This is a genomic window from Streptomyces sp. NPDC005551, assembly GCF_042871785.1.
Classification (GTDB): Bacteria; Actinomycetota; Actinomycetes; order Streptomycetales; family Streptomycetaceae; genus Streptomyces.
The window spans coordinates 308,362-325,914 of sequence record NZ_JBIAJE010000007.1 but is presented as its reverse complement, the minus strand read 5'-3'; the positions used below and the strand labels follow the sequence as shown (position 1 = coordinate 325,914).

General features: G+C 69.8%; 12 protein-coding genes. 5 read left to right on the top strand and 7 right to left on the bottom strand.

The annotated features are described in order from the left end of the window. Positions 1 to 192: 192 nt before the first annotated feature. Positions 193 to 1,476 carry an ice-binding family protein gene (locus tag ACFYP4_RS22130; RefSeq protein ID WP_388787294.1) on the bottom strand — a complete coding sequence of 428 codons (1,284 nt, stop codon included), beginning with the start codon at positions 1,474 to 1,476 and terminating at the stop codon, positions 193 to 195. An 864-nt stretch (positions 1,477 to 2,340) separates the two neighbouring features. Between ACFYP4_RS22130 and ACFYP4_RS22125 the strand changes: the two genes are divergently transcribed. After that, positions 2,341 to 3,573: an NAD(P)/FAD-dependent oxidoreductase gene (locus ACFYP4_RS22125; RefSeq protein WP_388787291.1), complete on the top strand. Its 1,233-nt coding sequence runs from the start codon at positions 2,341 to 2,343 to the stop codon at positions 3,571 to 3,573. A gap of 259 nt (positions 3,574 to 3,832) precedes the next feature. Next, positions 3,833 to 4,729 carry an RNA polymerase sigma-70 factor gene (locus ACFYP4_RS22120; protein WP_388787288.1) on the top strand — a complete coding sequence of 299 codons (897 nt, stop codon included), beginning with the start codon at positions 3,833 to 3,835 and terminating at the stop codon, positions 4,727 to 4,729. Between the two features lie 126 nt (positions 4,730 to 4,855). Here the strand turns inward: ACFYP4_RS22120 and ACFYP4_RS22115 are convergent, their stop codons facing one another. The 3 genes from ACFYP4_RS22115 to ACFYP4_RS22105 all read right to left on the bottom strand — a co-directional run bounded on the left by ACFYP4_RS22115 (position 4,856) and on the right by ACFYP4_RS22105 (position 8,089). Beyond that, positions 4,856 to 5,701, bottom strand: coding sequence for a carbohydrate ABC transporter permease (locus ACFYP4_RS22115; RefSeq protein ID WP_358853569.1), 846 nt, complete (start codon positions 5,699 to 5,701; stop codon positions 4,856 to 4,858). Next, positions 5,698 to 6,669, bottom strand: a complete 972-nt coding sequence (locus ACFYP4_RS22110; RefSeq protein WP_358853570.1) for a sugar ABC transporter permease — start codon at positions 6,667 to 6,669, stop codon at positions 5,698 to 5,700. The genes ACFYP4_RS22115 and ACFYP4_RS22110 overlap by 4 nt, the downstream gene beginning before the upstream one ends. Before the next feature lie 100 nt (positions 6,670 to 6,769). Beyond that, positions 6,770 to 8,089 (bottom strand): ABC transporter substrate-binding protein, encoded by a 1,320-nt coding sequence (locus ACFYP4_RS22105; RefSeq protein WP_358853571.1) that lies wholly within the window; start codon positions 8,087 to 8,089, stop codon positions 6,770 to 6,772. A gap of 269 nt (positions 8,090 to 8,358) precedes the next feature. On the opposite strand from ACFYP4_RS22105, the gene ACFYP4_RS22100 reads away from it, so the two are divergent. Continuing rightward, the gene (locus ACFYP4_RS22100; protein ID WP_388787283.1) at positions 8,359 to 10,761 is read left to right on the top strand and encodes a glycoside hydrolase family 2 protein; all 2,403 of its coding nucleotides are present in this window, start codon (positions 8,359 to 8,361) and stop codon (positions 10,759 to 10,761) included. Then, a complete protein-coding gene (locus ACFYP4_RS22095; protein WP_358853573.1) occupies positions 10,758 to 11,795 on the top strand; it encodes a LacI family DNA-binding transcriptional regulator in 1,038 nt (345 codons plus the stop codon). The genes ACFYP4_RS22100 and ACFYP4_RS22095 overlap by 4 nt, the downstream gene beginning before the upstream one ends. 156 nt (positions 11,796 to 11,951) lie before the next feature. Here ACFYP4_RS22095 and ACFYP4_RS22090 read toward each other — a convergent pair whose 3' ends face one another. The 3 genes from ACFYP4_RS22090 to ACFYP4_RS22080 all read right to left on the bottom strand — a co-directional run bounded on the left by ACFYP4_RS22090 (position 11,952) and on the right by ACFYP4_RS22080 (position 16,879). Further along, positions 11,952 to 13,283 (bottom strand): cellulase family glycosylhydrolase, encoded by a 1,332-nt coding sequence (locus tag ACFYP4_RS22090; protein ID WP_388787280.1) that lies wholly within the window; start codon positions 13,281 to 13,283, stop codon positions 11,952 to 11,954. Positions 13,284 to 13,817: 534 nt separating this feature from the next. Beyond that, positions 13,818 to 14,867 carry an ROK family protein gene (locus ACFYP4_RS22085; RefSeq protein WP_358853592.1) on the bottom strand — a complete coding sequence of 350 codons (1,050 nt, stop codon included), beginning with the start codon at positions 14,865 to 14,867 and terminating at the stop codon, positions 13,818 to 13,820. A 170-nt stretch (positions 14,868 to 15,037) separates the two neighbouring features. Continuing rightward, positions 15,038 to 16,879, bottom strand: a complete 1,842-nt coding sequence (locus tag ACFYP4_RS22080) for a glycoside hydrolase family 15 protein (RefSeq protein ID WP_388787277.1) — start codon at positions 16,877 to 16,879, stop codon at positions 15,038 to 15,040. A gap of 218 nt (positions 16,880 to 17,097) precedes the next feature. Between ACFYP4_RS22080 and ACFYP4_RS22075 the strand changes: the two genes are divergently transcribed. Next, positions 17,098 to 17,547, top strand: a complete 450-nt coding sequence (locus ACFYP4_RS22075; RefSeq protein ID WP_358853577.1) for a spore-associated protein — start codon at positions 17,098 to 17,100, stop codon at positions 17,545 to 17,547. The last annotated feature ends 6 nt before the right edge of the window (positions 17,548 to 17,553 follow it).

Genomic DNA, 17,553 nt, shown 5'->3' with positions numbered 1-17,553 from the left:
AGCCGCCGGTCCGCTCACTCTTCCGCTCGTGCTCTGCTTCGACTCCGCCCAGCACTGGCCGCCCTGTCCCTCTCGTCCGCCGTACGTTCGCTCCGGTCCGCCCCGTGAACTGAACTGGGGCGGTGCGCGGCGGGCCGGAGAGAGTCCCCGCCGCGCATCGCTCAGCCGGCAGCGCGTGCGTCGCGCCCTCGGCTAACCCTCGTGCTTGCCCGGAGCCTTGGGCCGTTCGCCGTACCCACCGTGCTCCTCGGACTTGCCGTACCCCTCGTCGCCGTGACCCGGCTTGCCTCCGTGACCGCCACCCGAGTCACCGCCGCCGTGGCCGCCACCGGTGTGACCGCCACCGTGACCACCGCCCGGGTGAGCGCCACCGTGATCGCCACCGTGTCCACCACCCGTGTGGCCGCCGCCGTTGCCGCCGCCCGTGGGGCCGCCGGTCGTCGTGCCGCCGGTCGTCGTGCCGCCGGTAGTGGTCCCGCCGGTGGCCGTCCCGCCGGTGGTCGTCCCGCCGCCCGGAGTACCGCCGGTGGTGCCGCCGGTCAGGACTCCGCCCAGCACACCGCCGAGTACGCCACCGAGCGCGCCGCCCGTGGGAGTGCCGCCCGTCGTACCGCCCGTCGTACCGCCGGTCAGGACGCCCCCGAGCACACCGCCGAGCACGCCGCCCGTTGTGCCGCCGGTGGTCGTCCCCGTCGTGGTGCCGGAGGTCGTCCCCGTCGTGGTGCCGGAGGTGGTGCCGCCGGCGCAGGTGGCGCGGGTGATCCTGTTCGTGTCCAGGGTGACCGACCCCTCACGCGCCAGCGCCCGGCCGTCGATGCTCGCCCTGGTGTTGGCACTGATCGAGGTCAGGGCCATGATGGTGCCGACGAAGGTCGAGTCGGTGCCGAGGGTCGCCGAACTGCCGACCTCCCAGAACACGTTGCACGCCTGAGCACCGTCGATGAGGGCGACGCGGCTGGCGGACGCCGTCGTCAGTCCCGAGCCGATCTGGAAGACCCAGACCGCGTTGGGGTTGCCCTGTGCGTCCAGAGTGAGGGTGCCGGTGAGGCCCAGGGTGGAAGAGGCGGTGTAGACGCCGGGTACCAGCGTCAGCCCTCCGGCGTCCGGCGGGAGTGCGCCGTTCGTGGCCTGGCCCGCCGCGTTGTTGAACGCCGCCACCAGATCGGACTTGGCCTGGAGCGCGACGGCGTCCGCGGCGTGCATGACCCCGTTCACCATTCCCGGCGGGAACCCACTGATCGCCGTGCCGGGGCTCACCCCGACGTCGCCGGTGATCACGGAAGGTCCGGTGTTGGTGACCGATTCACCTGCCAGCACCGCGAAGGGTTCAACCGTGCCCAGCGGTACGGGAATTGCGGCGAACGCCTGGGTCGGTGCCACGACGACCATTGCTGCGGAAACAGCCGTGGTGAAAGCCGCCGTGAGCCAGGTGGAGACGGTGCGGCGTCGTGCGACATCAGGAGATCTGAACTTCATACGAAACCGATTTTCTGTGCGAAAGCGGCGGCTCCCAGACCGTTCAAGGTTTCCCGGAAGCCCTCATTGCGCCGTCCGCACAGCACTCACCGAGGCACCGCAGAACGCGGGACACGCAGGGGGAGCCAAACTTCGCAAAAGGTATTTATTGCAGGCTATAGAAATTGAATCGAATAAGAATTCGCAGGTCTTGATTTCGATTCAGTATGTTGCAGAATGGTTTCTCGTATCGCAGGACAGCATCTTACAGAAAGGATTCTTTTGCAATTCCCCCTCGCGGCGCGGCCAGGAGGGGACGGGCCCACGAGGGCGGCCCCCCTCCCCCCGAGCGGTCCTCGGTGCTCCCCCGAGCCGAACGCGAGAGCGAGTCGTCCTGGGGAAATCATTGCCTCCGGCGACATGGGACAAGCCCCGGGACGAAGGCGGAAGGACGAGTGATCCTTTCCCGTCGGAATGACGGCCGGGAAGCCCCCTGCCACCTCGGACAAATCGTTTCGCCTACCGCCTCACGGGAACGGCAGGAAACGACCCGGCCGAACCTGAAATCGTCAGCAAAAGGGAGTCGGCCGCGACGAACTGACGCGGGCAGCCGCACGCATCTCTCGCCGGGGAAAAGGGCTCAGGGAAGGCCGAGTGTCCGAGCCATGGGCACTCGCTGCCCGAGAGGCCCGAGAGGCCGGAGAGCGTCGGCCGCGGTAGAACCCTGACCCCGAGGCAGCGGTGCGCGCCGGGCCGGCCGGGCGATCGGTGGAAGGCGCACAGCGGCGCCCGGTCCGCTCATGACGTGATCTGCTTCACACACTGTCACAACATCCCGAAGCGCGGTGTCTCAAGGCCGAACGCACTCGGAATGAAGGAGACACCATGACTGGGAAGACCGAAGTCGTCGTGATCGGCGGCGGATACGCCGGCGTCCTCGCCGCCAACCGGCTCACGCAGCGGGACGACATCACCGTGACGCTGATCAACCCGCGACCGTCCTTCGTCCACCGGATTCGCCTGCACCAGCTGGTGGGCGGGTCCGACAGCGCGGTCGTCGCCTACCGCGAGGTCCTGGCCCAGGGCGTCGGCCTGCTCGTGGACACCGTGACGCGGATCGACGCCCCGGAGCGCCGCGTGACGCTGGCGACGGGCGGCTCGGTCGGCTACGACTACCTGGTCTACGCGGTGGGCAGCGGCAGTGCCGACCCGGGCGTCCCCGGAGCGTCCGAGTTCGCGTACCCCATTGCCGGCCTGGAGGAGGCGCAGCGGCTGCGGCCGGTTCTCGACGCGGCGCCGGTGACGGCCGCGGTCACCGTGGTCGGAGCCGGTCCGACCGGTATCGAGACCGCGGCCGAGCTGGCGGAGCAGGGCCGCCGGGTGACCCTGGTGTGCGGCGGCGTGCTCGGCCCGTACCTGCACCCGCGGGGACGGCGCTCGGTCGCCAGGCGCCTCGGCAGGCTCGGTGTGACGGTGCTCGACGGCGCCGGCACGAAGGTGACGGCCGTGACCCGCGATGCCGTGCAGCTCGGCGGCGGCCGCACCCTGCCGAGTGCGGTGACCATCTGGACCGCCGGATTCGGCGTGCCGGACCTGGCCGTCCGCAGCGGGCTGAGCACCGACGCCCTGGGCCGGCTGCTGACGGACGAGACGCTGACCAGCGTGGACGACATGCGCATCGTCGCGGCCGGGGACTCGGCGGCGCCGTCGGGCCTGCCGCTGCGGATGAGCTGCCAGGCCGCGCTCCCGCTGGGGGCCCGGGCCGCGGACACGGTGCTGGCCCGGGTCACCGGTGAGCAGCCCGCTCCGCTGAACCAAGTGTTCGCCGGTCAGTGCATCAGCCTGGGCCGGGGCGCGGGCATCTTCCAGTTCGCCCATCGGAACGACGTCGCGCGGCCGTTCCACATCGCCGGCCGGCCCGGCGCGAAGATCAAGGAGTACGTGTGCAAGGGCGTCGTCAAGTATCTCGTCGACGAGGCGGGCAAGCCCGGTACGTACGGTCTGCACCGCGTCTCGGGAGGTACGAAGCGAAACGAGCTGCTGGAGACCAGGAGCGGCGAGTCGCCGGCCGGCCCTCGGCAGAAGCCCGAGGCGGAGGCACGCGTCGATTCGGTCTGAGCGAGCTGGTCCGGAGCGCAGGTCGTGCGGTGACGCCCCTTTCACGGAGTGCCGCCGCACGCACGCGTTCCTCAGCCCCCGCTCAGACGGTGGATCATCATCGGCCCGCGTGTCACAGTCGTACGCCGGGTGGTCTCCTCCTCGGCCGCGCCGGACAGGCGGGGCACGGCGAACGGCTGTTGGCGAACAGGTCCCTGTTGTGCAGACGCGCTCGGACGCTTCCGGCAGGAAGGCCGACGCGACGGAAGGATGCCGAGACATGAGTAACCGTCCCACCGACCCGGCGACCGAGGCGTTCGTCGCCCACCGCAACCTGCTCTTCACCGTCGCGTACGAGATGCTCGGGTCGGCGGCCGACGCGGAGGACGTCCTCCAGGAGAGCTGGCTGCGCTGGGTCGGCGTCGATCTGGAGCAGGTGCGCGACCAACGGGCCTATCTGGTGCGGATCACGACCCGGCAGTCCCTCAACCGGCTGCGCACCATGCGGCGGCGCAGGGAGGCGTACGTCGGGCAGTGGCTGCCCGAGCCGATGCTCACCACGCCGGACGTGGCCGACGACGTCGAACTCGCCGAGAGCGTCTCCATGGCGATGATGCTCGTCCTGGAGAGACTCTCGCCGACCGAGCGGGCGGTGTTCGTGCTGCGCGAGGTCTTCGAGGTGGGCTACGACGAGATCGCCGAGGCGGTCGGGAAGACCCCGGCCGCCGTGCGCCAGATCGCACACCGGGCCCGGCGGCACGTCGATGAGGGCCGTCCCCCCAAGATGACCTCCCAGCGTCAGGCCCGGGCGGTCCTGGAGTCGTTCCAGCGCGCGCTGGAGACCGGGAACCCGCAGGACCTCCTCGACGTGCTCGCCCCCGAGGTCGTCCTCGTGAGCGACGGCGGTGGCATCAAGCGGGCCGCGCTGCGGCCGGTCGTCGGCGCCGAGAAGGTGGTCCGCTTCTACCTCGGCGGCGTCAGCAGGACCAAGGGCACGATCACGTGTGACCCCACCGTGGTCAACGGCAACCCGGCACTCGTCGTACGCCTGGACGGCGAGCTCGACGGCATCATGGGGATCCGCGTCGAGGACGAGCGCATCACGAGCCTGTACTACGTCCGCAACCCGGAGAAGCTGACCCGCGTCGAGTCCGAGACCCGGCTCACCCTGCGATGAGGCGGAGGACGCGCACGCGCGGGCGTGGCCCGCGGATCAGCCGGACCGGTGGGCCGGAACCCTCGTGGTCCGGAAGGCCGTGAGTGACCCAGGCTCCGCGGGCGGTGACCGCGGAGCCGACGGGTGTCACTTCGTCGCGCCCTGAGCGAAGCCGTTGTAGATGTAGCGCTGGAGGAAGAGGAACACCAGCAGGGTCGGGACGATCACCAGGATGGTGCCGGCCGAGATGGCCTCCCAGTGCGCCCCGAAGGGTCCCTTGAAGCGGAACAGGGCGGTCGAGATGGTGCCCAGGTCTTCCGAGGGCATGTAGAGGAAGGGGATGTAGAAGTCGTTGTAGACGGTGATCCCCTTGATGATCACGACCGTGGCGATCGCCGGTTTCAGCAGCGGCAGGATGATCTTCCAGTAGATGGTGAACGCGTTGGCCCCGTCCAGGCGGGCGGCCTCGTCCAGGGAGACCGGGATGCCCCGGATGAACTGCAGGAAGATGTAGATCGAGACGATGTCCGTCCCCATGTACAGCAGGACCGGCGCCCAGAGACTGTTGAACAGGCCGAAACTGTTGACCACTTGGAAGGTGGCGACCTGAGTGGTGACCCCGGGGACCAGGGTGGCGATCAGGAACAGCGCCATGACCGGCTTCTTCGCCCGGAACGCGAAGCGGTCGATCGCGTACGCCGCCATCGACCCGATGAGGACCGTTCCGGTGATGGAGAAGAGCAGGATGAACGCGGTGTTCCCGAAGGCGTGCAGCATCTTGCCGTCGGTGAACGCCGTCGCGTAGTTGCCGAAGTTGAGCCAGTCGCCCGGCAGCGTCAGGGCGCCGCCGTCGGTGACCTCCTTGGAGGTCTTGAGCGAGGTCAGGAAGACGACGACGAGCGGCACCAGGATGACCAGCGACGCGACGATCAGCGACAGGTAGGTCAGGGCCGGTGCGATCCGACGCCGGCGGGCGGGCAGGGACGTGGTCATACGAGGTCCACCTTCTCGTCGGGCACGAGGCGGCGCTGGATCCAGGTGATCAGCAGGATGATCAGCAGCAGGACGACGGCGGCGGCCGACGCCAGGCCCGTCTTGTTGAACTGGAAGGCGAGCTTGACCGTCTGGATGACGAAGGTCGATGTGCCGGTCGCGCCGCCGGTCATGATGTAGGGGATCTCGAACACCGACAGCGACCCGGAGATCGCCAGGATGACGCTGAGACTCAGTACCGGCCGGATGCTCGGGGCGATGAGGTGGCGGAACTGCTGCCACCGGGTGGCTCCGTCCAGTTGCGCCGCTTCGTACTGCTCGGCGGGGATCGACTGGATCGCACCCAGGAACAGGACGAAGTTGAGCCCGGTGTAGCGCCACACGGACACGCCGGCGAGCGAGGTGTTGGCCGACTCGGGGTCACCGAGCCACGCGTGGTCGGATCCGGCGCCGAACCAGGACAGCACCGAGTCCAGCGTGCCGCCGTCCTGGAAGAAGTAGAGGAAGACGAACCCGATGGCCACGCCGTTGATGAGGTACGGGAAGAACAGGATGCCCTTGAAGAGGTTCCGGAAGCGCAGGTCGAAACTGAGGACGGTCGCGAAGTACAGGGCGATCACGATCTGCACGGCGGAGGCCGCGAGGTAGTAGAAGCTGACGAAGAACACCCGGAACAGTTCGGGCCGGGTGAAGAGCTGCCGGTAGTTGTCGAAACCCGTGACGTTCCGGTCGGGACTGACGCCGTCCCAGTCGGTGAAGCTGTAATAGATCATGTTGCCCACGGGCACGTAGGTGAACGTGACCAGCAGGATCAGGGGGAACGCGAGGAAGAGCCACGGGGTGAGGCGGCGCAGCAGGGGGCCGCTTCGCAGGCCGCCGCCCGGAGTCACGGGGCGGCGTGCCGTCCTGCGGGGTGGGGCGGCGGTGCGCGGCACCTTCGCGGGCGCCGTGTCGGTCGTCTCGGTCATGTCGGGCCTTTCGTCGTCCGCTGATCTGCGACGGGCGGTCGGCCCCGTCCGCCGGTCCGGGCGGGGCCGTGGCTGCTTGGCGGCAGGGGCCGGCTGACGGTCAGGAGCCCGCGGCTTCGGCCGCCTCGTTCCAGCGCTTGTCGAGGTCCGCGAAGAAGTCGTCGAGGTCGCCCTTCTGGGCACCGCGAGCGAGGTCGACCAGCTTCTGGCGGTAGTCCGGCTTGTTCAGGCCTATCTCCGCCGCGTTGTCGATGGTGTTCACGTCGCCGGTCCCGGCCTCCGAGCGCTCCAGGAAGGTGACATCGTTGTCAACGAAGTCCTTCAGTGTGCTGGGCATCGCGGCGGACTTCAGTGCGGGCACCGCGCCTTCCTTCGCCGAGAAGCCGGACTTCTCCGTGAACCAGTCGATCCAGGCCCGCGCCGCCGCCTTGTCGTCGGAGTGGATGTTGACCGCCTGCTGGTAGTCGGAGGCGAGCACGGCGCAGTACTTGCCGTCCTTCTGGGCCGGGAAGGGCATGAAGCCGATGTCGTCCGGGTCGGCGCCGGCCTTCCGGGCGGCGTCTCGCATCTGCGTGATGGCCCAGGATCCCAACTGCATGCTGGCGACCTTGCCTTGGGCGATCATCCCCTTGGACGCCTCCCAGTTGGTGGTGTTGGGGTCCTTCTCGGACAGGCCGCCCTTGACGATGTCGTGCAGGAGCGAGTCGATCGTGTGCAGCTCGCCGCCCCGCTTCCAGGGGGAGACCGCACCGGCGAGCTTGTCGTTGGCCTTGGCGTCGCAGGTGACCGAGCCGACGCTGTTGCTCCAGGCGGTCAGGGGCCAGCCGTCCTTGAAGTTCGTGTAGTAAGGCACTGCGTTCGTCCGGGACTTGATCGCCTTCAGGTCGTCGTAGAACTCCCGGGGCGTGGTGGGCCACTCACTGACGCCGGCCTTCTTCCAGACGGCCTTGTTGTAGAGGAAGCCGTTGGCGGTGCCGAAGGTGGTGATGCCGTAGACCTTGCCGCCGACCTCCGTCTTGTCGCTGAAGCGGTACCTGCCGCCCAGGTCCGCGGCGCCGCCCAGCGGAGCGAAGAACTTCGGGTAGTCGTTCTTGGCGATGGCGGCCGGGATCATCAGGACGTCGCCGTAGTCCTCGGTGTTCATCCGGATCTTGACCTCGCCCTCGTAGTCGGTGAGGGCCTCGAACTTCACCTTCACCTTGGGGTAGGTCTTGTTGAACTCGGCGGCGTACTTGTCCATCGTCCCGTTCTGGACGAGGTCGGTCCGGTGCGTGAGGACCTTGATGGTGCCCGACGCGTCGGCGGGGTCGGCGGGCGCCTTCGCCGTCTCACCGGAGGCCGTGCCCTGGCCGCTGCATCCAGCGACGGCGAGGACCGTGACGGCCAGAAGCGCTCCCGTGAGCGTCTTCATGTTCCCCATGTGCCCAGCTCCTTCAAGTGTGCGGCTCAGCTCTGCGGGTGGGATGTCGGCACTATGTCAGCCGCGGGTTAACCGGTAAAGCTCAGATTTCCACCACGATACTTAATCGTTACCAGGAAGTACCCACCTCCCAAGCATCGCAAGGGCCGGTCCGGGACTCGCAAGCACCGAGAACGACTAGACCGGTTTATGGACAGGACCTGATCAGCGGGTTAGGTTGTCGGCCGTTGTCCATCCACCAGCCTGAGTCAGGCGATTGGAGCCGCACCATGAAGGACGTCACGCAGCTCACCGAGGGCTGGAGCCTGCGCCATGGCGAGGAACTGCTGGAGGCCGCGGTGCCCGGCTGCGTCCACACCGATCTGCTGACCGCCGGGGCCATCCCCGACCCCTTCATCGGCCACAACGAGACCGGCCTCGCCTGGGTGGGGCGCCGCGCCTGGACGTATACGCGCCCCCTCGCGCACGCCACCGGGCACGAGCGGACCGATCTGGTCTTCGACGGCCTGGACACCGCCGCGGACATCACCCTGGACGGCCGGCCGCTCGGGACGACCCGCAACATGCACCGGCGCCACCGGTTCGACGTCACCGGACGCACCGGGGAACTGGAGGTCCGCTTCGCCTCCGCATACGACGAGGCCGCGGCCGTGCGGGCGGTCACCGGAGAGCGGCCCAACGTCTATCCGGAACCGTCGCAGTACATACGCAAGATGGCCTGCAACTTCGGCTGGGACTGGGGGCCGACGCTGGTGACGGCGGGTATCTGGCGGCCGGTGCGGCTGGAACACTGGTCCACCGCCCGCATCGACGACGTACGCCCCGTGGTCACCGTCGACCAGGACCGCGGCCGGGTCGACGTGCATCTCGGTGTGGAGCGGACCGAGCGGGGGCAGGGACGCGCGCTGCGCGTCGAGGCCCGGGTGGCCGGCGCCCGCGCCGAGGCCGTCCTCACCGGTGACGAGGTGACGCTGCGGCTGGAGGTGTCCGACCCGCGCCTGTGGTGGCCCCGCGGCTACGGCGAACAGCCCCTGTACGACCTCCACATCGCCCTCAGTGACGACGAAGGGCGCCCCCTCGACAGCTGGGAACGGCGGATCGGCTTCCGGACGGTCGAGCTCGACCGCTCGGCCGACGAACACGGCACCGGCTTCACCCTGGTCGTCAACGGCGTACGGATCTTCGCCCGCGGCGTCAACTGGATCCCCGACGACGCCTTCCCCTCCCGGGTGACCCCCGAGCGCTACCGGACCCGGCTCACCCAGGCCGCCGGGGCGAACATCGACCTGGTGCGGGTGTGGGGCGGCGGCATCTACGAGGACGACGCCTTCTACGACGTCTGCGACGAACTGGGCCTGATGGTCTGGCAGGACTTCCTCTTCGCCTGCTCCGCCTACCCCGAGGAACAGCCGCTGCGCGGCGAGGTCGAGGCGGAGGCCCGTGACAACGTTGTCCGGCTCATGTCGCACGCCTCCCTCGTGCTGTGGAACGGCAACAACGAGAACCTGTGGGGCTTTCGCGACTGGGACTGGGAGGGCGCGCTCGCCGGCGACTCCTGGGGTGAGGGCTACTACCTGGGGCTGCTCCCCCGGATCGTCGCCGAACTCGATCCGACCCGCCCCTACACCGCGGGCAGCCCCTGGTCCGGAACCTGGGACCACCACCCCAACGACCCCGCGCACGGCACCCATCACTCCTGGGAGGTGTGGAACCGCCAGGACTACGCCGAGTACCGCGCGAGCGTGCCCCGGTTCGTCGCGGAGTTCGGCTGGCAGGCGCCTCCCGCGCAGGCCACCCTGCGCCGCGCCCTGCCCGGCGAGCGGCTGGCGCCCGACTCCCCCGGCATGCTCCACCACCAGAAGGCCGAGGACGGCAACGGCAAGCTCGACCGGGGGGTGGCACGCCACTTCCCGCTGCCCGAGGGCGACTTCGACCGCTGGCACTACCTGACCCAGCTCGTCCAGGCCCGGGCCGTCGCGGCGGGGATCGAGCACTGGCGCTCGCACTGGCCCGTCTGCGCCGGCACGGTCGTCTGGCAGCTGAACGACTGCTGGCCCGTCACCTCATGGTCCGCGATCGACGGTGACGGCCGCCTGAAACCGCTGTACCACGAGCTGCGTCGCGTCTACGCCGACCGCCTGCTGACCGTGCAGCCGGACGCGGACGGTCTCGTCCTCGCCGCGGTCAACCAGTCCGCCACCGCCTGGCGGACGGCGGTGACACTGCGGCGGTGCGCGGCGGACGGGACACTGCTCCGCGAGAGCGTCCTCGACGTGGCGGCCGCGCCCCGTTCGGTCGCCCGGGTCCCGGTGCCGCGGGAGGTCGCGCCTGCCGAGCGGTCCGCCAAGGAGTTCCTGGTCGCCGACGCCGACGGGCTGCGCGCGCTTCATTTCCCCGTCGCGGACAAGGACTTCGCCTGCCCCCGGTCCGTCTACGAAGTCGGTGTCGAGCCGGTGGAGGGGCGGGAGGATAGAGTCGATGTCGTGGTGACCGCCCGTACCCTCGTCCGAGACCTGCTGCTCCAGCCCGACCGGCTCGCCCCGGCCGCCGTCTGTGACCGCGGCCCGCAGACCCTGTTGCCCGGCGAGCGCACACGCATCCGGGTCACCGGCTGCGGCCCAGTCGGCGAGCAGGACGTAAGGGCCGCCCTGTACTGCGTGGATGCCACATGAGCGGCCCGGCGGAGCGGGTCACGATCAAGGACGTCGCCGCCCGGGCGGGAGTGTCCAAGGGTGCGGTGTCGCTCGCGTTCAACCACAAGCCGGGCGTCTCGGCGGCCACCCGCGAACGGATCTTCGAGGCGGCCAGGGAACTGGGCTGGGCCCCCAGCGCCACCGCGCGCAGCCTGTCCAACCAGCGGGTGGACATCGTCGGACTGGCCCTGTGCCGGCCGGCGCGGCTGCTCGGCCTCGAACCCTTCTACATGGAGTTCATCTCCGGTATCGAGAGCGTCCTGGCGGAGCGGTCCTGCTCGCTGCTGCTGCGCCTGGTGCGGGACCTCGACGAGGAGATCGCTCTCTACAAGGCCTGGTGGGGCGGCCGGATGATCGCCGGGGCGATCCTGGTGGACTTCCGTGAGAACGACCCCCGGCTGCCGTCGCTGCGGGGCACCGGTCTGCCCGCCGTCGCGGTCGGCCACCCCTCCCTGACCGGGCCCTTCCCGGCGGTGTGGACCGACGACGCCTCGGCGGTCGCCGAAGCCGTCCGTTATCTGGCGGCTCTCGGCCATCGCCGGATCGCCCGGGTCGGCGGTCCGGCGGACCTCGGCCACAGCGCCATCCGGGCACGCGCGTTCGCGTCCACGACCCGTGAACTGGGGCTGGAGGCGGCCCGCCAGATCGCGACGGGCTTCGACGAGAAGGAGGGCGCCCGCGCCACCCGCTCGCTGCTGCTCGCCGCGGACCGGCCCACCGCCATCGTCTACGACAACGACATCATGGCCGTCGCGGGCGCGGGCGTCGCGGCCGAGATGGGATTCTCGGTTCCCGACGACCTGTCGCTGATCGCCTGGGACGACTCCCAGCTGTGCCGGATCACCCATCCGACGCTGTCGGCGATGAGCCACGATGTGCACCACTTCGGCGCCGAGGTGGCGCGGGTCCTGTTCGATGTCATCAACGGGACGCACAGCGGTGCGCATCAGGCGCCCACTCCCACGCTGACACCACGGGGATCCACCGCCCGGGCACCGGAGGCCGGCTCGTAGCCGGGGGGAGCACACCGTGGTGGCCGGCCGCCACGGTGCCTACGGGGAACGCACGCGGCACCGCGCCCGCTGGGACCCACACAGGTCCGTGACGATGAATAACGCAAGCAGGGCCGCGCCCACTGGGGGACGCGGCCCTGCGCACGTGCGCGTCCGTCAACTCTTCGCGCAGCCCACTCCGTTGAGGGCGAAAGAGGCGGGGACCCCGTTGGTCCCCGTGGAGGAGCCGTTGAAGCCGAAGCTCACTGAGCCGCCGACGGGGATCGTCTCCGTCCAGGACTCGTTGGTGGCGCGCACCTGACTGCCGTCCTGGGCCGTGCGGGCGTTCCAGGCGGAGTTGATCTTCTGCTGCCCGGGGAAGGCGAAGTCGAGACGCCAGCCCTTGACCGCCGTGGTGCCGGTGTTGCGTATGGTCACGTCCGCGTTGAACGAGCTGCCCCAGTCGCTGAGCCGGTAGCTGACTGCGCAGCTGCCGTCCGCGGGACCGGAGGCGAAGACGCTGGCCTCCCGCGAGGTCTGCTTGATGCCGTTGGCGCCCTCGAAGAGACGCCGGCCCCAGGCGGACAGCCGGGAGGCGTCGAAGTCGGTGGCCAAGTCGAGGTATTCGACTCCGCCGCCGTTGCCGCTCCAGGACCATCCGAGGTAGCCCACGCCCTGCCGCTGGGCAGCGGCCATGATGGCGTCCTCGTCGGGGTCGCCGTCCGAGTGGGCGTTGCCGAACTCGCCGATGGCAAGGGGCAGATGTTGTGAGGTAAACCGGTTCAGGTAATCGTTCACCTCGTTTGCGGTGTCGAAGACGCCGTACATGTGGATCGAGAACACCGTGTTGCGGTCGGGATCGCCGGCGAACACCTTCGCGGCGTTGTCCCGCATGGTGAACGCCCAGTCCTGGCCCCAGTTGGGTGCGTCGGCCATGAGCGTGTGGTCGAATCCGGCGTCACGCATACGCTTGATGGCGTTCTGCGTGTCGGAAGTCCAGGCGGTGTAGCCGGAATTGCCGTGCGGCTCGTTTCCCAGGTTGAGGATGACGTACTTCTCCTGGCCCTTCAGTACGTCCTGAATGCTCAGCCAGTAGTCCACGGCGCGGGACAGCGACACAGCACCGGCCTGCTCCCCGTATCCCGTGGTGTCGTGCGCCTCGAGAACGCAGACCAGGCGGTTCTGTTTGCACTGGGTGACGACCGCGGCGACGTCGGCTGCGCCGTTCTTGGTCCAGCGGTCTCCCGTGGCGAGGACCACCCGCACCGAGTTGGCACCCAGCGCCTTGATGTCCTTCAGCGCCTGCGGGGTCCTGGTGGGGTACCAGGCGTGGGCGTGGTTCACGCCGCGCAGGACGAAGTCCTTGCCGTTCGCGTCCAGCAGGCGGCCGTCACTGACGTGGAATCCCTGTTCCGCCTGTGATTGCGCGTGCGCGGTGGACGGGACGGCCAGCAGCGAGGCCGCGATGGCCAGCAGCGCTCCCGCCGCGGTGGCCAGTCTTCTTCTCATTGTCGCTCCCATGGTGGTCGCTCGTGCCGGCCGCGTCCGAGACGTGTTCGGTCCGCGCGGCACGGCCGTTCAGTGAAGGGTTGTCCGTCCGGCTCGCCCGTCCGGCCCGGCGGGGCGCGGGCACGCTCATTCCCCGCCCCTGGCTCATGGCAAGTTCGGTGAGGAAGTGTGCGGGCCGGTGGAATCCCGCTGCCCGGGGATTCGGTGTGCGGCTCACACCGGACAGCGGGACAGCAAGTCGTCGCTGAAGGCCACCACTTGTTTCCGTGACCGGGGGTGGGGGTGGGAGTGGTGAGCAATGCCTTCGCAGCGGCTGGGAGAGAGGCTAGAAGGAGACTTCCACGAGAGCAACAGTTGAAGCCAAACCGGTTAAGTTTAGCTGTAGTTCAGTTGTCGGGGGTGATATCGGGGCTGATCGGATGCCTTACGACCGGGACACGGGTCTTCTCGGATCGGCGGAGTATTCGAGCACGGGGCTGGGCGCGTAGCGCGCCATGTGCCCCCTCCGCAGCCGTAGTTCCGCCGCCGAAATGGTCAGGTCCTCGGCCCTGGGCCGTATCCAACGTGACCGACGGCCCCCTCGCCTTCGCAGGCGCGGGCTTTCCCGGCCTGCGGGCCGCCCGTCCCCGCGGCGCCCGTCCCCGGCGCGCCCCACGTGGTGCCGGCGGCTACCGCCGCCGCGCCGATCAGGCCTGCATCCAAGGCCAGTTCGGCGGGCACGATCGGCACATCCCTGGCGAAGTCGAGGACCGCGTACTCCGACATCCACCGACGCAACGGTGCGAACAGCGTGTCGCCGGCCTGCGCCACTCCCCCGCCGATGACCACGAGGTCGAGTTCGACCAGGGCGGCCGTCGCGGCGATGCCCGCCGCCAGCGCCTGCGCCGCCCGTTCGTACGCCGCCTGCGCGAGGGCGTCACCCTCCCGGGCCGCCGCCGCGACGGCGGCGGCGGTCGGCGCGGCCCCGGCGGGTGGCGTCCAGCCTGCCGCGAGGGCGTGCGCCGCGATCGCCGTGCCGCTGGCCAGCCGCTCCACGCAACCCCGGCCGCCGCAGGGGCACTTGGGTCCGTTCAGGTCGACCGAGATATGGCCGATGTGACCGGCGTTGCCCGACCGCCCCGCATGCAGCCGCCCGTCGAGGACCAGCCCGCCCCCGACGCCGGTCGAGATCACCATGCACAGGGCGTTGTCCACACCGCGAGCAGCGCCCAGCCAGTGTTCCGCCGCAGTCATGGCGACGGCGTCCCCGATCAGCACGGGGGTGATGCGGGCGGGTACACACGGGTGTGAGCGGACTCTGTCGACCAGGGGAAAGCCGCGCCAGCCGGGGATGTTGACGGGGCTCACGGTTCCGGCGGCCGTGTCGACCGGGCCCGCGCTCGCCATGCCCAGGCAGGTGAGGGCTCGCCAAGCAGGGTGCCCGGCGAGCTCGTCCAGCACCGTCGTGACCGCGCCCATCAGGGTTTCGGCCGACTCGCCTGCCGGCGTGGGCCGTTGCGCGCGAGCCAGCAGCCGGCCCTGCGGGTCCACGAGCGCCCCGGCGATCTTCGTACCGCCGATGTCGAGTGCTCCGTACGCGACCATCACGTCAGCCCTTCCCTGAGTGGTGCCAAAATCCGCATTCCGGGGAGGCCACTCTGCCCGGATGCTGACAACGTTGTCCAGAGGCAATACGCCGGTTGAGTATGTGTTTAGTCAAATTCTGTGCCAGGACCTGCTGTCAACTGCACGAAACCGGTTCAGGCCTGTCCTCGCTAGCTGCCCGTCGCCGCCGGGTCGCCGGGCGAGGTGGCCTGGTGGATGGCCCATGCGGCGTTCACCAGGCCTGTGTGGCTGAAGGCCTGCGGGAAGTTGCCGAGAAAGCCACCTCCGGACGGGTCGACCTCCTCGGCCAGGAGCCCCACGTCGTTGGCGCAGCCTGCCGCGCGTTCGAAGAGTTCACGGGCTGCTCCGGTGTCACCGGCCAGCGCGAGCGCCTGGGCCAGCCAGAAGGTGCACAACAGGAAGGTGCCTTCGTCGCCCGGCAGGCCGTCGTCCATGTCCAGATAGCGGTGGACCAGGCCGTCAGGGCCGGTCAGCCCGTCGCGTACGGCGTCGATGGTGGCCCGCATCCGCGGGGCGTCCGCCGCGACGAACCCGACGATCGGCATCATCAGCACCGACGCGTCCAGGAGGTCGGAGCCGAAAGCCTGCACATAGGCGCCGACCCCGTCGCTCCAGCCGTAGTCCTCGATCGCCGCGCGGATTTCGTCACGGGTCCGGGACCAGTCGGGGATCCGCTCGGCGGCGTCGAGTTGGTCGGCCAGCTCGATCGCGCGGTCGACGGCGACCCAGCACATGAGCTTGGAGTGCACGAAGTGCTGCGGGGCGCTGCGGACTTCCCAGATGCCCTGGTCGGGTGATTGCCAGCGGGCGGCCGCGGCATCGGCGCAACCGGCGAGGAACGCCTTGGTCGGGGCGTCCAGGCCGCCGAGGTGCCGGCGGAGCCGGTGGGCGGCGCCCAGGAGTTCGCCGTACACGTCCAGCTGGCTCTGCCGCCAGGCACCGTTGCCGACGCGGACCGGACGGCTTCCGCGCCAGCCCGGCAGATGCGGCAGTTCACGTTCGCTGAGGTCCCGTTCGCCACGGATGCCGAACATGATCTGCATCGAGGCGCAGTGGTGGGGGTCGGTCGCGGCGGCCCGCGCCATCCACTGGAAGAAGGCCTCGGCCTCGTCGGGGCAGGCCGCGACCCACAGCGCGTCCAGGGTGAGCGAGGCGTCCCGGACCCAGGCGCAGCGGTAGTCCCAGTTGCGTACTCCGCCTACCGTTTCCGGCAGTGAGGTGGTCGGGGCCGCGACGATCGCTCCGGTCGGCTGGAAGGTGAGCCCCTGCAGGACGCGACCGCTCAGGTGGACGAGCTCCGCCCAGGGGCCCTCGTACGACTGATGGAGTTCCGACCAGGAGCGCCAGCTGCGGACGGTGTCGCGCAGGTGCCCGCGAATCGCCTCCTGCGTCGAGAGCTCGAGGCCGCTGCCCGCGGGCACCTGGTGCAGCGCGAACGCCGCGGTCTCCCCCGCACGCAGTACGCACCGGCCGCGCGCCATGTCGGTGATCTCCAGCGGCACCGGTGAGCAGAACCCCAGGGTGTCGGGACCGCCGTGGCAGTGCAGCCCGCCCTCCTGAGGGCTCAGCAGCGGGCGGACCACCCCGTACTCCGGTCTCGGCGCGAACTCGATGTCGACCTCCACCCGGCCCTCGACGCACTCCACCACGCGCAGGAGCAGGTGCGGGGCCCGGCGGCCGAGGTCGTGGCCGCGCTCGTTCAGCCCGGAGGCCAGAGCGTCCGTGACCGTGACCAGACCTCCTGCGGTGCGGAACTCCGTCCGCAGTACGAGGGTGCGGTCCAGGTATGCGCGGCGTGCGGTGTACGGGCCGGCGGGGCGGATGGACCAGTGACCCGCCTCGGGGCCGAGGAGCCGGCCCAGCACGGACCGGGAGTCGAAGTGGGGGAGGCACAGCCAGTCGACGGAGCCGTCGCGGCTGACCAGCGCGGCGGTCTGACAGTCGGAGAGCAGCGCGTAGTCGGCGATCGGGCGGTCGCTCTGGCCGGTCACTTCTCCAGTGTGCGGCGATCCTGACCGCCGGGCAGCCCGGAGCCGACGTGCCTGGTATGGCGGCGCGGACAGCCCGGGAGGGGAGCCGGACGGAACCGGCCGTCAAGCGGGTCGAGTGATCGTTTTCCGGTGTTTTGCGAAGAGGCTACAACCATCCGGATGTCTCGCAGGTCACACCAGACAGGAGCAAGCAACTCCTTCGGTTACAAGGGGGAAATATGCGATTCACCCGTTCCGCTCTGGGCGCCGCGACGTTGGCGGTGCTGTCCCTGGGGGCCACGACCGCGCTGGCGGCACCCGCCTCCGCCGCACCCAACACGACACCGCAGAAGGTCTGTGGGAGCAGCTACCGCACCGTGAACTCGGCGGCCATCGGCTCGCTGGGCACGGTCTACCTCACGTACAACGCCTCGAACGGCAAGAACTGCGTCGCCACCATCCGCAACAACCCGGGCACCGTCAAGGAGATGTCGGCCTGGGTCTACATCCCCGCCACCGAGCAGGGGGACGACGACTACGGGCAGTACACCTCGTACGCCGGACCGACCTACGTCTACGGCAAGGGCTACTGCGTCGACTGGGGCGGCCACATCGCCAACGTCTACGTCCAGGTGAGCGGCTCCAACTGCGCCGCTCTGAAGGAACACCGGGTCACCTCGACCCGCTGACCGGCA

Coding starts and splice junctions, on each gene's coding strand:
- ACFYP4_RS22130 (WP_388787294.1), bottom strand. CDS start 1,476: ATGAAGTTCAGATCTCCTGATGTCGCACGACGCCGCACCGTCTCCACC.
- ACFYP4_RS22125 (WP_388787291.1), top strand. CDS start 2,341: ATGACTGGGAAGACCGAAGTCGTCGTGATCGGCGGCGGATACGCCGGC.
- ACFYP4_RS22120 (WP_388787288.1), top strand. CDS start 3,833: ATGAGTAACCGTCCCACCGACCCGGCGACCGAGGCGTTCGTCGCCCAC.
- ACFYP4_RS22115 (WP_358853569.1), bottom strand. CDS start 5,701: ATGACCACGTCCCTGCCCGCCCGCCGGCGTCGGATCGCACCGGCCCTG.
- ACFYP4_RS22110 (WP_358853570.1), bottom strand. CDS start 6,669: ATGACCGAGACGACCGACACGGCGCCCGCGAAGGTGCCGCGCACCGCC.
- ACFYP4_RS22105 (WP_358853571.1), bottom strand. CDS start 8,089: ATGGGGAACATGAAGACGCTCACGGGAGCGCTTCTGGCCGTCACGGTC.
- ACFYP4_RS22100 (WP_388787283.1), top strand. CDS start 8,359: ATGAAGGACGTCACGCAGCTCACCGAGGGCTGGAGCCTGCGCCATGGC.
- ACFYP4_RS22095 (WP_358853573.1), top strand. CDS start 10,758: ATGAGCGGCCCGGCGGAGCGGGTCACGATCAAGGACGTCGCCGCCCGG.
- ACFYP4_RS22090 (WP_388787280.1), bottom strand. CDS start 13,283: ATGAGAAGAAGACTGGCCACCGCGGCGGGAGCGCTGCTGGCCATCGCG.
- ACFYP4_RS22085 (WP_358853592.1), bottom strand. CDS start 14,867: ATGGTCGCGTACGGAGCACTCGACATCGGCGGTACGAAGATCGCCGGG.
- ACFYP4_RS22075 (WP_358853577.1), top strand. CDS start 17,098: ATGCGATTCACCCGTTCCGCTCTGGGCGCCGCGACGTTGGCGGTGCTG.